The 13,547-nt window shown below is 66.1% G+C and carries 9 protein-coding genes; 5 read left to right on the top strand and 4 right to left on the bottom strand.

From position 1 onward, the window contains the following. The first annotated feature begins 71 nt into the window (after positions 1 to 71). The 5 genes from M3M27_RS11475 to M3M27_RS11495 all read left to right on the top strand — a co-directional run bounded on the left by M3M27_RS11475 (position 72) and on the right by M3M27_RS11495 (position 7,928). Complete coding sequence (locus tag M3M27_RS11475) at positions 72 to 1,682, top strand: efflux transporter outer membrane subunit (RefSeq protein WP_218569561.1); 1,611 nt, start codon at positions 72 to 74, stop codon at positions 1,680 to 1,682. Continuing rightward, on the top strand, positions 1,679 to 2,869 hold the full coding sequence (locus tag M3M27_RS11480) for an efflux RND transporter periplasmic adaptor subunit (RefSeq protein WP_218569560.1): 1,191 nt from the start codon (positions 1,679 to 1,681) through the stop codon (positions 2,867 to 2,869). The genes M3M27_RS11475 and M3M27_RS11480 overlap by 4 nt, the downstream gene beginning before the upstream one ends. Continuing rightward, positions 2,866 to 5,973 carry an efflux RND transporter permease subunit gene (locus M3M27_RS11485; protein ID WP_218569559.1) on the top strand — a complete coding sequence of 1,036 codons (3,108 nt, stop codon included), beginning with the start codon at positions 2,866 to 2,868 and terminating at the stop codon, positions 5,971 to 5,973. The genes M3M27_RS11480 and M3M27_RS11485 overlap by 4 nt, the downstream gene beginning before the upstream one ends. Positions 5,974 to 6,110: 137 nt before the next feature. Then, the gene (locus M3M27_RS11490; protein ID WP_140720651.1) at positions 6,111 to 6,905 is read left to right on the top strand and encodes a MipA/OmpV family protein; all 795 of its coding nucleotides are present in this window, start codon (positions 6,111 to 6,113) and stop codon (positions 6,903 to 6,905) included. Positions 6,906 to 6,965: 60 nt separating this feature from the next. Then, the gene (locus M3M27_RS11495; protein ID WP_434025737.1) at positions 6,966 to 7,928 is read left to right on the top strand and encodes an MlaA family lipoprotein; all 963 of its coding nucleotides are present in this window, start codon (positions 6,966 to 6,968) and stop codon (positions 7,926 to 7,928) included. A gap of 221 nt (positions 7,929 to 8,149) precedes the next feature. On the opposite strand, the gene M3M27_RS11500 is transcribed toward M3M27_RS11495, so the two are convergent. The 4 genes from M3M27_RS11500 to M3M27_RS11515 all read right to left on the bottom strand — a co-directional run bounded on the left by M3M27_RS11500 (position 8,150) and on the right by M3M27_RS11515 (position 13,404). After that, positions 8,150 to 9,376, bottom strand: coding sequence for an NAD(P)/FAD-dependent oxidoreductase (locus tag M3M27_RS11500; RefSeq protein ID WP_177497673.1), 1,227 nt, complete (start codon positions 9,374 to 9,376; stop codon positions 8,150 to 8,152). An 83-nt stretch (positions 9,377 to 9,459) separates the two neighbouring features. Beyond that, the gene (locus M3M27_RS11505; protein ID WP_140720647.1) at positions 9,460 to 9,843 is read right to left on the bottom strand and encodes a cupin domain-containing protein; all 384 of its coding nucleotides are present in this window, start codon (positions 9,841 to 9,843) and stop codon (positions 9,460 to 9,462) included. A 116-nt stretch (positions 9,844 to 9,959) separates the two neighbouring features. Further along, the gene (locus tag M3M27_RS11510; protein WP_218569558.1) at positions 9,960 to 12,023 is read right to left on the bottom strand and encodes a TonB-dependent receptor; all 2,064 of its coding nucleotides are present in this window, start codon (positions 12,021 to 12,023) and stop codon (positions 9,960 to 9,962) included. Positions 12,024 to 12,078: 55 nt separating this feature from the next. Further along, positions 12,079 to 13,404, bottom strand: coding sequence for a carbohydrate porin (locus M3M27_RS11515; protein WP_177497614.1), 1,326 nt, complete (start codon positions 13,402 to 13,404; stop codon positions 12,079 to 12,081). Between the last annotated feature and the right edge of the window lie 143 nt (positions 13,405 to 13,547).

The raw sequence follows: 13,547 nt of genomic DNA on the forward strand, positions 1-13,547 counted from the left end.
CTAAATCCGCTTGGGCAGTATCCGCTCTTGCAGGCGCGTCGTCTCGACGTGCCACGAGACCGGAACGATTCATGCTGGATTGCAAGCCAAGCCCGGACACGCGGCCATCCCTGATCCGCCTGCAGCGCACCCCGCGCAGGCAATCCGGGGCCGCCCCCCGCTCGTATCGCCAGGAGCTGGGGGTCGCCCCGTCGCAGTATCTGCGCCGCCGGACAGGCCTGTCCGGTGCCGACGCTCTGCTGGGCGGTGGGTCGCGTGGCCTGGCCATGCTGTTGCTGGCGATGCTGACGGGGTGCGCGACCCAAGGGCCATACCAGGCGACGCCTCTGGAGGCGCCCGAGGCCTGGACCATGCCTGCTGCGGAGGCAGCGCTGGCCACGCCCAGCGATGAGTCCTGGTGGCGCCAGCTCAACGACCCCGCCATCGATGTTCTGGTGGACGCTGCACTGGCCGACAGTCCCAGCATCGCGCAAGCCATCGCCAAGGTCGACGAGGCGCGTGCCTTGCTCGGTGCCACCTCGGCGCAGCGCATGCCCTCGGTGGACGTCAACGGCTATGCCACGCGGGCCCGCAGCCTGGAGACCGACAGCCCCACGGGCACGATCCTGAGCACGCAGAGCGGCATCGGGCCCGAGCTGTCCTGGGAGATCGACCTTTTCGGCCGGGTGCGCAACTCGGTCGAGGCCGGCGCGCTGCGGATCCAGGCACGCGATGCGGACGCCAAGGCAGCCCGGCTGGCGCTGACCTCACAGATCGGCGACCTGGTGCTGGCCTTGCGCGCCTGCGAGTTGTCCAGTTCCGTGCTGCACGAGGAAATCGACTCGCGCGAAAACACACTGGCGCTGACCCGCCGGCGGCTGGAAACCGGCTTCGTCGCCCCCATTGAAGAGGCTCGGGCGCAAAGCGGCCTGGCCACCGCGCGCACAACGCTGGCCACGCGCCAGGAAGCCTGCGCACGCCACATCAACGCATTGGTAGCCATCACCGGTCAGCCACGCGGCACTGTGCAAGCGGTGGTGGCCGTGGACACGCAGGCGGTCAGCGTGGCGCAGCGGGTCACGGCCATCCCGTCTGCGCCAGTCGTGCAACTGGCGTTGCCGGCTACGGTCCTCGCAGCCCACCCGGCCGTCGTCGCCGCCGAACGCGAAGCGGCCGCGGCGTGGTCGGAGATCGCGGTCGCGCGCGCCGAGCGCCTGCCCCGGCTCGATCTGGCGGCTGCGCTCAGCGGGCAGTGGCTGCGGGCCGCCGGCCAGTCCCTGAGCGAGACCGTCTGGTCTCTCGGCCCGACGCTTGGCGCTCCTGTCTTCGACGGCGGCCGCGGTGCCGCCAATGTCTCGGCCGCCCAAGCCCGCCATCGCGCCGCCGAGGCCAACCTGCGCCTGGCGGTTCGCGCCGCTGCACAGGACGTCGAGAACGCCATGGCCGCCATCGAATCGGCCACTGCGCGCCGGCGCAGCACGCTGGACGCCGTCACCGCCGCGCAGCGCGTGCTGGACGCGACGCAGGCGCGCTGGAACGTCGGTGCCGTGAGTTTGTTCGAGGTCGAAGATGCGCGTCGCCAGCTGGCCGACGCTCAAGACAGCGCCATCGCCGCTGCACACGACAGCAACCGTGCCTGGATCGCCCTGGTGCGCGCCTCCGGCCACGCCAGCGCGGCCACGCCTGGTGGGGCGCTGTCATGACGATGTCCATGTCATCTCCGAAGCTCACCGCGTCCGCAGCGGCATTGCGGCGCCGCCGGATCACCTTCGTCCTGGCGGGCGCCGCCCTGTTGGTGCTCGGTGCCGCCGCCTGGGGCTTCATGTCGCGCGCCGCCCCGCCGGCCCCGGCGCACAGCCTGGCTTCATTATCGGTGACGGCCACGGTTCCGCGCGAAGCGCAGTGGGCCAGAACCATCGAGGCCAGCGGCGTGGTCGCTCCCTGGCAGGAAGCCATCATCGGCGCACAGACCTCCGGGCTGAGCATCGCCCGGCTCGAGGTCGCGGTCGGTGACGTGGTGCGGCGCGGCCAACTCCTGGCTCGCTTCGACACGTCCACGCTGCGCGCCGAAGAGGCGCAGCTGTTGGCTGCGCTCACACAAGCGCAAGGCGTGGCGGCACAGGCGGATGCCAACCGTGCGCGCGCGCTCCAGCTCCAGGGCAGCGGTGGCATCAGCGAGCAGGAGGTGCAGCGCTACGTTACCGAAGCCATCACCGCCAAGGCCCAGGTGGGGGCCGCGCAGGCCCAGCTGGAGGCCAAGCGGCTGCAACTGCGCCAGGCCGACGTGGTCGCGCCGGATGATGGCGTGATCAGCGACCGCACCGCCACGCTGGGTGCGGTCGCCAACAACGGCCAGGAGCTGTTCCGCCTGGTGCGCCAGGGGCGGCTGGAATGGCGCGGCGAATTCACCGCGACGCAGATCGCCGCCATCGCCGTCGGCCAGGACGTCACCCTGCAACTGCCCGAGGGGCAGTCCGCCAAGGCCCGCGTACGTCAGATCGCGCCGCTTCTGGACACGCGCTCGCGGCTGGGGCTGGTGTATGCGGACATCGAGCCCGGAAGCCTGGCGCGCGGCGGCATGTACGTCGATGGCCGCATCGCGCTCGCGCCCAATGCGGCGCGGGTGGTTCCGGCATCGAGCGTGGTGGTGCGCGACGGGCGCAGCATCGTCTTCCGCCTGGAAAGCACGGGAAAGGAATCCAAGGTTCAGGCCCAGTCGGTGACGGTGGGCCGTCGCCAAGGCACCGAGGTCGAGATCCTGGACGCGCTTACCGGCGGTGAGCGCATCGTCGCCCAAGGGGCCGGCCTGCTGGCCGATGGCGACACCGTGCGGGTCGAGCCGGATCCGAGCGAGGCATCGGCCTCCGCGGCGGCGGGAGGGGAGCGATGAACTTCGCCACCTGGTCCCTGCGCAACCCCATCCCGGCCGTCCTGCTGTTCATGCTGCTGACGCTGGCAGGCTTGTACGGCTTCCGGCAGTTGCCGATCCAGGCCCTGCCGGACATGGACCTGCCCTCTGTCAACGTGACGCTGTCCCAGCCCGGCGCTGCGCCGGCCCAGCTTGAAACCGAGGTGGCACGCAAGGTGGAGGACTCCATCGCCACGCTCAGCGGACTGCGACATACGCGGACCACGATCACCGATGGCCAAGTCCATATCCAGGCCGAATTCGAGCTGGAGAAGCCGCTGTCCGACGCGCTGATCGAGACCAAGGATGCCGTCGACCGGGTGCGTTCGGACCTGCCGACGGATCTGCTGCAGCCGGCCGTCAGTGCACAGACGGTCAGCAGCAGCCCCATCCTGACCTATTCGGTCAGTTCCGAGACCATGGACGAAGTCGCGCTGTCCTGGTTCGTGGACGACACGTTGAGCAAGACCTTGTTCAACGTGCCGGGCGTGGGCGGGGTGAAGCGGCTGGGCGGCGTGCAGCGCGAGATCCGGGTCGACGTCGACCCGGTGCAGATGAATGCGTTGGGCGTCACCGCAGCCGACGTCTCGCGCGCGTTGCGCCGCACCCAACAGGATTCCTCGGGCGGACGCGGCCAACTGGGCGGCGAAGAGCAGTCGCTGCGCACTGTGGCCACGGTGCGACGGGCCGACGAACTGCGCGCCATGCCGGTCATTCTCGCCACCGGCGGCAAGGTGCGCCTGGATCAGGTCGCCTCGGTGCATGACACCGCCGCCGAACGCAGCCAGGCGGCGCTTCTGGACGGCAAGCCCGTCATCGGCTTCAGCATCCAGCGCACCAAGGGCTTCGACGAAACCCGCATCGCCGAAGGGGTGGCCGAGGCACTCCAGCAGCTCCAGGCCGAGCACACGTCCCTGCGGATTACCCCGATCTCTGGCAGCGTGGCCTACACGCTCGAACAGTTCCAGGGTTCGATGGCGATGCTCTACGAGGGCGCGCTCCTGGCCGTGCTGGTGGTCTGGCTGTTCCTGCGCGACTGGCGCGCCACGCTGGTCGCCGCCTCGGCGCTGCCACTGTCGATCCTGCCGGCCTTCGCTGCGATGTGGTGGCTGGGCTACTCGCTCAACACCCTCACGCTGCTGGCGCTGGCGGTGGTCGTCGGCATCCTGGTGGACGACGCCATCGTCGAAGTCGAGAACATCGAGCGACACCGGCGCATGGGCAAGCCGATCATGCAGGCCACGGCCGATGCGGTCAACGAGATCGCGCTGGCGGTGATCGCCACCACGGCGACCCTGGTGGTGGTGTTCGTGCCCACCACGCTCATGGGCGGCGTACCGGGTCTGTTCTTCAAGCAGTTCGGCTGGACCGCGGTCATCGCCGTGCTCGCCTCGTTGATGGTGGCGCGCCTGATCACCCCCATCATGGCCGCCAAGCTGCTCAAGCCCGGCACGCACGCGGCCAACGAGCAGGACGGCCCCTTGATGCGCCGTTACCTGCGGGTGGTGGACTGGAGCCTGCACCATCGCGGCAAGACCATGGCCGCGGCCGCGGCCTTCTTCGTCGGCTCGATGGCGCTGCTGCCCTTCATCCCCACGGGGCTGGTACCCCCGTCGGACCGGGGCTTCACCACGGTGACGCTGGAGCTGGCACCGGGCAGTGCCCTCAATGACACCGTGGCCACGGCCGAGCGGGTGCGCGCGGTGGTTGGCCAGTTGCCCGGCGTGCGGAGCGTCTTCACCACGGCCGGCGCCGCCGACAGCGGTAGCGATGCGCAGGTGAGCGACGTGCGCAAGGGCGAGCTCACGCTGGTGCTGACCGATCGCAAGGAGCGCGCCGTCCAGTCCGAGATCGAACAGACCGTGCGTGATGCGCTGGAGAAGATCCCCGGTGCGCGCTTCACCGTCGGCGGCGGCTCTGGCGAGCAGCTGCAGATGATCCTCGCCAGCGACAACGCCGGCGCGCTCAGGACCGCCGTGGATGCTTTCACCCGGGAGTTGCGTGCGGCCGGCCTGTCCGGTGTGCGCAGCACGGCCAGCCTGGAGCGCCCCGAGATCGTGGTACGGCCGGATCTCAACCGGGCAGCCGAACACGGCGTGAGCAGTGCCGCCATCGGCGAGCTGATGCGTACGGCCACCAGCGGCGACTTCGACTCCCAGCTGTCCAAGCTCAATCTGGACAACCGCCAGATCGGCATCCGGGTGCGCGTGCCCGACAGCGTGCGCCAGGACATCGCCGCGTTGTCCGGCCTGCGCGTGGCGTCGCGCGATGGCATGGTCCCGCTCTCCAGCGTGGCCACCTTCGCCGTGGAGAGCGGCCCGGCACAGATCGACCGCTACGACCGCCAGCGCTACGTCACCGTGACCGCCGACCTGGGCGCCCGTTCGCTGGGCGAAACCCTGGCCATCGCCAGTGCGCTGCCTGCGGTACAGAACATGGCCCCGGGCGTCTCGCTGATGCAGGCGGGCGACGCCGAAGTGGCCGCGGAGCTGTCGTCCGGCCTGGCGCTGGCGATCGTGACCGGCATCCTGTGCATGTTCTGCGTGCTGATCCTGCTGTTCAAGGACTTCTTCCAGCCGATCACGATCCTGTCGGCGATCCCGCTGTCCCTGGGCGGTGCCTTCATTGCGCTGCTGCTGGTGGGCAGCGAGCTCGACGTGCCTTCGATGATCGGCCTGGTGATGCTGATGGGCATCGTCACCAAGAACTCGATCCTGCTGGTCGAGTACGCGGTGCTGGCGCGTACCGAGCACGGACTCTCGGTGATCGATGCCCTGCTCGACGCCTGCCACAAGCGCGCCCGTCCCATCGTCATGACCACCGTCGCGATGATCGCCGGCATGTTGCCGATCGCGCTCGGCTTCGGTGCGGACGCCAGCTTCCGCCAGCCCATGGCGATCGCGGTGATCGGCGGACTGATCACGTCGACGCTGTTGAGCCTGGTCATCGTGCCGGCGGTGTTCAGCTACGTACACGACTTCGAGACCTGGCTCGCAGGACGCTTCAAGGCGGTCGGCGCGCAGGGTCAGCCGGCGAACCGCGTGTTGCCCACCGATCCCCCCGTTGCCGAAGGGAACCACCGATGAAAGCAAGCCGCGTACGCCTGACCGCCAACCGTGATCCTCCCGGCACGCGACGAAGCCACCTGCATGGCAGGTCCATGGCCCAGCCGTGGAGGACGACGAGATTTCTCCCCCCAATGCTTCAAGAAAAGGATCCAACCATGTTTCGACAACAACGCTCCCGTCTCCCGCTCGCTTCCTCCAGGCTGAGCGTCATCGCCGCGATGGCGCTGTCCACCGCGTGGGCGCCCTCGGCCTTCGCTCAGGATGACGCGTCCAGGGATAGCGGCCAGTGGGCCCTGGGCCTGGGTGCCGTCGTGCTCGACCAGCCGTATCGCGACATCGATCGCGAGGTGTTTCCTCTTCCGCTGATCTCGTACGAGAGCAAGTGGATCAGTGCCACCGTGCCCGTGTTAGACCTCAAGTTCTACTCGACCGATTCCCTCTCGCTGCGTGCCCGCGTCCGCTTGTCCGGCGAGGGCTACGAGTCGGACGATTCCCCGGCCCTGACGGGCATGGAAGATCGCAAGCGCAGCCTGTGGGCCGGCGGTGCGGTGAACTGGAAGACGGACTTCGTGAACGTCAGCGGGGAGGTGCTGGCCGACACCCTGGGCAACAGCAAGGGCACGCGGGCCAAGGTGCAGATCGATCGGCGCTTCGCCGCAGGCAGGTTCGGCTTCACTCCGCGCTTGGCTGCGGAATGGGTCGACGACAAGTACGTCGACTACTACTACGGCGTCCGCCAGTCCGAGGTGCTGGCGGACCGTGCGTTCTACGAAGGCAAGGCCACGACGAACGTGCAGTTCGGCCTGCGCGTGGACTACTCGCCGTCACGCCACCATGCGATGTTCATCGACGTCGCCGCCACGCGTTTCGGCAGCACCATCGAAGACAGCCCGCTGGTCGACCAGTCCACCGGCACCACCATCGCCGTGGGCTATGCCTACCGCTTCTGACCACGCCCTGCCCCCCATCCGCCATGGGCACTTGCGGCCCATGGCTCAGGAGATCCGACAATGAAGACGATCCAATCTCTCGTGCTGGCGGTGATCGTGCTGGGCACCAGCGCGTGCGCCGGCAATGCCGTCAAGCAAACGCCTGCGGCATCGCTGGATAGCGGAGCCACGCCTGCGGCCGTGCCGGTCGCGTCGGCAGCCCGTGGGGCCGGGGAGCCGGCGGCGCAGCCCCAGCCTCATGCGGCCGGCGCCATCGCCACCGCCGGCACGTCGGCGCCCGCACCCTCGGCAGTCTCGCCCACGGAAACCTCGCCCATGAAGCCGGCCTCGGTCGGCAGCCCGGACGCGGACGGCGCGCGCACGCAGGCCGAGCAGGATGCCGAGGAGCTGTACGCCCAGCCGCCGGTGCACGATCCCTGGGAAGGCTTCAACCGCAGGATGCACGCCTTCAACAACGTCCTCGACCGGTTCATCTTCCGCCCCGTGGCGATCGGCTACGACAAGATCACGCCCGATCCGGTCCAGGCAGGCGTGTCGCGGTTCTTCGGCAACCTGCGCCTGCCCGCCACCGCCTTGAACCAGGCGCTGCAGGGCCGGCCTGGCGAGGCCGGGCAGTCGCTCGGACGATTCGTCGTCAATTCCACGGCGGGCATCGGCGGCGTGTTCGACCCGGCGCGCCACATCGGCATGCCCAAGCCCGACGGCGAGGACCTGGGCCAGACCCTGGCGACCTGGGGGTGGCGGGACTCCCGCTACCTGGTGATGCCGATCATGGGGCCGCGCACGGTGCGTGACGCCTTGGGCGGCGTCGGCGACCAGCAGCTTTCGGTCATCAACCAGATCGACAACGCCAGCGTCGCCGACAAGCTGCAGATCATGCAGCTGGTGGATGTGCGTGCCCAGCTGCTCCCGACAGACCAGATGCGAAGGGAAGCAGTCGACGACTACGCCTTCGTCCGGGACGCCTGGGCGCAGCGGCGCAGTCGCCAGATCGAACAGGACCTGCGAGACACTCGCGATTAGTGTCGCCATGCGCCAGCCGGAGGATGACAGCGCAGGAACGGTGATCGTCATCGTCCCGAACGCCTCGTGGGGCTGAGCGCCAGTTCCACTTGCACGTCGAGCTGCAGCCGCCTCGGGAACAGGAGTCGATTGGTCAATAAGAGATCCCGAGGCGTCTTCCTACCCTGCCACAGCCATAGACGACTTCGGCAGGACCGTCCTCCCTAATGACCATCTCGCGATCAATCGGTCGAGCGTTTGGTGACGATGCGCGCGGCACGCTGGTAGCTCCAATACGCGATCACCCAGTTGACCAGGACAACGAAGCGATTGCGGAATCCGATCAGGAAGTACACGTGCGCCGCCAGCCAGAACCACCATGCCGGCAGGCCCGAGAACTTGAACCTGCCCACGTGGACGATGGCGGCCATGCGTCCGATCGTCGCCAGGTTGCCGTAGTCCTCGTAATGGAAGACCGGTGTCGTTTTCCCCGAGAGACGTGCACGCGCCGCACGCGCGATGTGCTTGCCCATCTGCTTCGCCGCTGGCGCCACGCCCGGCACAGGGCGACCATCCTGCTGGATGGAAGCCAAATCGCCGCCGATGAAAATGTCCGGATGACCGGGCACGCTCAGGTCCGGTTCGACTAGCACGCGCCCGGCGCGATCCAGCGGCACCCCAAGGCTTCGCCCCAAGGGTGATGCTGCAACACCTGCCGCCCACACCACGGTACGTGCCGGCACGAATACATCGCCCAAGGTGTAGCCGTTTTCGTCGATGTGCGTCACAGCAGTACCGGTCAACACTTCGACGCCCAGTTTTTCCAACTGGCGCTTCGCCTTGTCGGTCAAATCGGAGGGAAAGGAAGGCAACACTCGCGGCCCCGCCTCGATCAGTCGAACCTTGGCCTTGCGTGGATCGATGTGGCGGAACTCATCCTTCAACGTGTGTCTGGCGATCTCGGCCAGCGTACCGGCCAACTCCACGCCGGTCGGGCCTCCGCCGACGATGGCGAAGTTCAGCGATGCCTCGCGTGCCTGCGGATCGCTTTCGGCCTCCGCACGCTCGAACGCCAGCAGGAGCTTGCGCCGCAAATACATTGCATCGTCGAGCGTCTTCAAGCCCGGCGCATGCTCGGCCCAGTGATCGTTGCCGAAGTAGGCATGGGCTGCGCCAGTTGCCAACACCAGGCTGTCGTACTCCAGCATGTCGCCATCGGCGAGCACAACAACATGTTGCTGCGGCAGCACTTGCACCACGTCGCCCAGACGCACTTCCACGTTGCGCTGATCGCGCAGGATGTGGCGCAGCGGCGCCGCGATGTCCGGCGCCGACAAGCCCGCTGTCGCCACCTGATACAGCAGCGGCTGGAACAGGTGATGGTTTTGACGGTCGATCAAGGTGATGCGGATGTCGGAGGCCTCCAGCGCACGCGTCGCCCACAGGCCGGCGAAACCGCCACCCACCACGACAAGATGATGCTTTCGGTCCGCCATGTATCCGGTCTCCATGTCGCCATACCCGTCTTCGCTCATATCGGTGCCCTTGATGTTCACTTTACGGGTATGGAAAGCGCCTGCCCCTCGACCCCGGCATAGGTGCAGACGATTTCGGCGGCCTCATCGCCCGTATAGCCGCGGTGAACGTCATCCACGGACTCGGCGAACGCTTGGCCTGCTCCGATCACCCGCAGCTTGCCCGTCCCTCGCTCCTCCAGCGTGATCTGGCCCGAGATGACATAGCCGGCGTTGGGCATCGGGTGCGTATGCCAGGGCAGCGAGGTATGCGGCGGGATGTGGAACCTCAGCACCGTCAATTGCGGTCGTCCTTCCGGATAACGCTCATAGGGCTTTCCATTCCAGGAGGTATCGCTTCTGAGCAGCTCCTCCGAGTGGAGCGAACAAGCGCATTCAGGGGAATGAGTTTTCTCAGGCATGGGTTGGGTACTCCATAGATGATGTTGCAGATTCTTGATCCGAAAGCGCTGCGGCATTCCGCTGCGACGAGGAGACCGGCGCGGACATCCGCCACGCCTGCTGCCCGAATTCGATCTCAGAACACATAGCTCATGCTCAATCCGGCGCTCCAACTGCGTCCGGACGCCGGCTCGAAGTAGCGGCCATTACCTTCGTTCACAATGACCGATCCTACGTATCCGCGATCGAGCAGATTGTCGAGACGTGCGTAGGCATTCCATTCCCAGGAACCGCGGTGCCACCGATAGCCCGAGGAGAGCGAGGCCACGAAATAACCGGGTGCCGAATCGCTGTTGGCGTCATTCACGTAGATCTTGCTGAGGTAGCGCCCTTCGATGCCCAACCGCCAGCCCTCGGGGGGAGACCAGGCAAGCGCACCGTAGAGCATTTCCCTCGCAACCCCCGGAATGCGGTTTCCTGACGAGATCGCGGATCCCGCCACATCATCGCGGTAGCGTGCATCGATCCGGGTGTAGGCCCAATCGGTGCGCCAGTTTGTTGACTCCAGAATTGCGCTCCATTCCAGTTCGACGCCGTCGCGTCGGGTGCGTCCGCCATTGCGATAGGTTGCGCGACCATCGATGCTTCCGGCCGAGACGATTTCATCGCGCGTGTCGGTATGGAAAAGCGCCAAGGACAGCAGTCCGCCAGCTACTTGCGTTTTTGCTCCTAGCTCGTAGTTGTCGCTGACGGCTGGCTGCAAGCCCAGGTTCAGTCCAGCGCCTCCGTCTGGCCGATAGGAGGCTTCGTTGGTCGTCGGCGTTTCGAAACCACGGCCATAGGATGCGTAGAGCATCGTCGCCGAATTGATTCGATACCGCAGCGCACCCATTGGCAGCACCTTTCGATAACGAGTCGACCCGCTGTCGTTGCCGTTTCCTTCGGCGATGTAGTGGTCATTGGAGTCGAAACCCACGGTGCCGTACCGAAGGCCGGTGTCCAGCGTCCATCCTGGCGCAAACTCCCAGGATGCCTGGACATAAGGGTCGAGGTTGAAGACATCGTTGGTTTCATCTCGACGCAGTCTGCCACGTACCCCCACGGCACTCGGACTGCTGGCACTTCCCGTGAAGTTCTCGTAGCCCCTACGGCGCTCGCTCAGCGAGTCGTAGGACACCCCTCCGATCAAGGTGAGCGGCTGGCCAGCCAAACTCAGGCGTGATGTCCAACGCAGGTCGATGCCACCGTACTCGCGCTGAAGATCAATCACGCCACCGGCATGTTGGGGATTGCGCTGTGTGGCAACGGGAATGGATTGATACTGTACGGTGTCACGTTCACCGTAGTAGACCATGGCACGAAGATCGTTATTGGCATCCACTTGCCGCTCGTAGACTAGGCCACCTTGGGACTGCCTGACCGTCTTGCGGGTGTTGTACTGTTCCGCCTGCGGCGTGGCCTGCCTCGGATCTGCCTCATATTGCGAGCGGGTCAGGCCCAGCGGGTCGTCGGCCCTCAGATCCACGCTGTTGGCAACGAGGGTCAAGCGGCTATCGGGATCAAGCTGCAAACCCAGCTTCACGTTCCCCAAGTTCTTTTCTGCCCCACTGTGGCTGCGGTATCCGCCTGTGGTGAAGCGGTTGGTACTGACCACATAGTCGAGTGGGTCAGAGGCGCCGCTGACCTTGAGCCCGTAGCGCTCGGTGTCGTCGCTTCCAGCGCCGGCATCCGCTTGGACGCGGGGCGCTCCAGCGCCATCTTCAGTAAAGACCTGGAGCACACCACCCGACGCATTGCCGTACAAGGCCGAGAATGGTCCACGGAGCACCTCGATGCGGTCGATTGACGCGATGTCGATGTTCGACGTCTGTCCCTGTCCGTCCGGCATGGTGGCAGGGATACCGTCCACGTAGAGCCTGACGCCACGCACACCAAACGTCGAGCGGGCACCGTACCCGCGCATGGATATCTGCAAATCCTGCGCATAGTTCTGGCGATTCTGTATCTGCAGGCCGGGCACGTGCCCGAGGCTTTCTGAAAGATTGATTCCCGGACGGTCCGTACGCATCTGGACGCCATCGACAATGCTCACTGATGCGGGCGTGTCCTGCGGGCTGGTGCCATAACGAGTACTGGTGACCACGACCGTATCCAGCGTGGTGGTTTGCGCTACCGCAACCGCAATTGGCGTCAGAGTCATGCCCCAACAAGCCATACCCGACACCGCAATGCGAAAGGAGCTTCCCATCATGAGGCTATAGCGCAAAGACAAGCTTGAGGCTTGCGACCAAGATGTCGTCGCGATCACCTAGCCCACCGGGATGGCGGACATACTGGAAGCCCGGGCGCAGTGTTGCAGCCGGTGTCAGCTTGTATCCGTAGTTCAACTCGGCCGCTTGCTCGTGGTCCTGCGGGCTTGCTTGTCTCAGCCCAGCCTCATTCTGCGCTCGTTGCGACCGGCTGACTCGATTGTTCACCGATACCTGACCGATGCCCAAGGTGACATCGTCCTTGGGACGCCCCGGAAGCGGCCCCGTAAAGCTGAAGATCAGTGCCGCCTTGCTGTGAAGTCGATTGGTCGCGCGATCAGTCACCGCTAGGTTGCCCACGACCGTCAACCCGTGCGAACCATCGGCCCTCGGTGCCAGCAGTTGCTGCACCACATTGGCGTGGAAGCCCGCATGGTGGTTCTCCCTTGCAAACTCGCCCCCCGAGACCGCCTGGTACTCGCCATTCACGTCATAGACGATGTTGTTCGAATTGCTCGTGTCGTACCAGCCACCGACCTTGTAGGTGCCTGGCAGGTCGTGCCGGCTCCCGAACGTCGGGGTCCACTGAAGCTCCGCAGCATAGATCGTGCCGGTCGCGCCGCCGGTTCCGAGATAGAAGCCCCGGTCCTCGCTCAGGTTCACCGGATTGGACTCGATGACGCCGAGGTTGACATGCAGCGTCGGGGCAAGTCGCTGACGCAGGCGCACGCCCCAGGAGCTCACGGGCAAGTTGTAGAGATAGCCACTGACGATCTGGCTTGAGGCCGGACCGCACAGTACGACGTTCGAGATGTTGCCGCACGGGGTCGCGCCATAGTCCTCGCCATGCGTGACCCGGCCGAACTTCAGTGCGGTTGCCCCATCGTTGAAGCTCTGTTCGTACCAGAAATCGGACAGTCGCCAGATCTCCCCGCGGCCGTAGATGGATTGCAGAGGCTGGAGCAGCCCGAGATTGGCGTCGTTGGACAGGTTGTTGCCGTGCCGGTTGGTCAATGTCACCTGCAACTTGCCTCCCGGATGGCCCCACGCCTTGTCCGTGTCGATGGTGACCCCGAGCAGGAACTGGCCCGCCGCACGGCCCGCCTCACGCGTCCCCCCGTTGAAGTTGTGGACGGAATCGACAACCTCGCTTCCAGTGAATGTGACACCGTCCTCCGCGAGACGGTGGCGCAGCCCGCCCCAGTCACCAGTCAATGTCGAGCGATTCCAGAAGCTGCTATCGGCGGCTTCCTGTGCGTCAGCGACGCCCGTACCCAGTAGCGCAGAAAGAATCACGCTTTTTTGCAACGAGCGCATAGGGGCTATTTTCATTCTTGGAATTCCTGGACCTGCTCGGCGCGGCATCCGGTACTTAACTCGCATGAACCGCGCGTCCCATCCGGGCGGTAAGCGCGGGCATTGGGAATTGCCTCAGCCGAACGGGATGATTGGGACGCTGGCCTTGTGGCCAAGAG

The sequence above is a fragment of the Xanthomonas boreopolis genome (genome assembly GCF_046529185.1).
In the GTDB taxonomy this organism is placed as follows: Bacteria; Pseudomonadota; Gammaproteobacteria; order Xanthomonadales; family Xanthomonadaceae; genus Pseudomonas_S; species Pseudomonas_S boreopolis.

What these genes read in the sequence shown, in the direction of transcription:
- M3M27_RS11480 (WP_218569560.1), top strand. Translation starts at nt 1,679, where the DNA reads ATGACGATGTCCATGTCATCTCCGAAGCTCACCGCGTCCGCAGCGGCA.
- M3M27_RS11505 (WP_140720647.1), bottom strand. Translation starts at nt 9,843, where the DNA reads ATGCCTGAGAAAACTCATTCCCCTGAATGCGCTTGTTCGCTCCACTCG.
- M3M27_RS11485 (WP_218569559.1), top strand. Translation starts at nt 2,866, where the DNA reads ATGAACTTCGCCACCTGGTCCCTGCGCAACCCCATCCCGGCCGTCCTG.
- M3M27_RS11515 (WP_177497614.1), bottom strand. Translation starts at nt 13,404, where the DNA reads ATGAAAATAGCCCCTATGCGCTCGTTGCAAAAAAGCGTGATTCTTTCT.
- M3M27_RS11495 (WP_434025737.1), top strand. Translation starts at nt 6,966, where the DNA reads ATGAAGACGATCCAATCTCTCGTGCTGGCGGTGATCGTGCTGGGCACC.
- M3M27_RS11510 (WP_218569558.1), bottom strand. Translation starts at nt 12,023, where the DNA reads ATGACTCTGACGCCAATTGCGGTTGCGGTAGCGCAAACCACCACGCTG.
- M3M27_RS11475 (WP_218569561.1), top strand. Translation starts at nt 72, where the DNA reads ATGCTGGATTGCAAGCCAAGCCCGGACACGCGGCCATCCCTGATCCGC.
- M3M27_RS11490 (WP_140720651.1), top strand. Translation starts at nt 6,111, where the DNA reads ATGTTTCGACAACAACGCTCCCGTCTCCCGCTCGCTTCCTCCAGGCTG.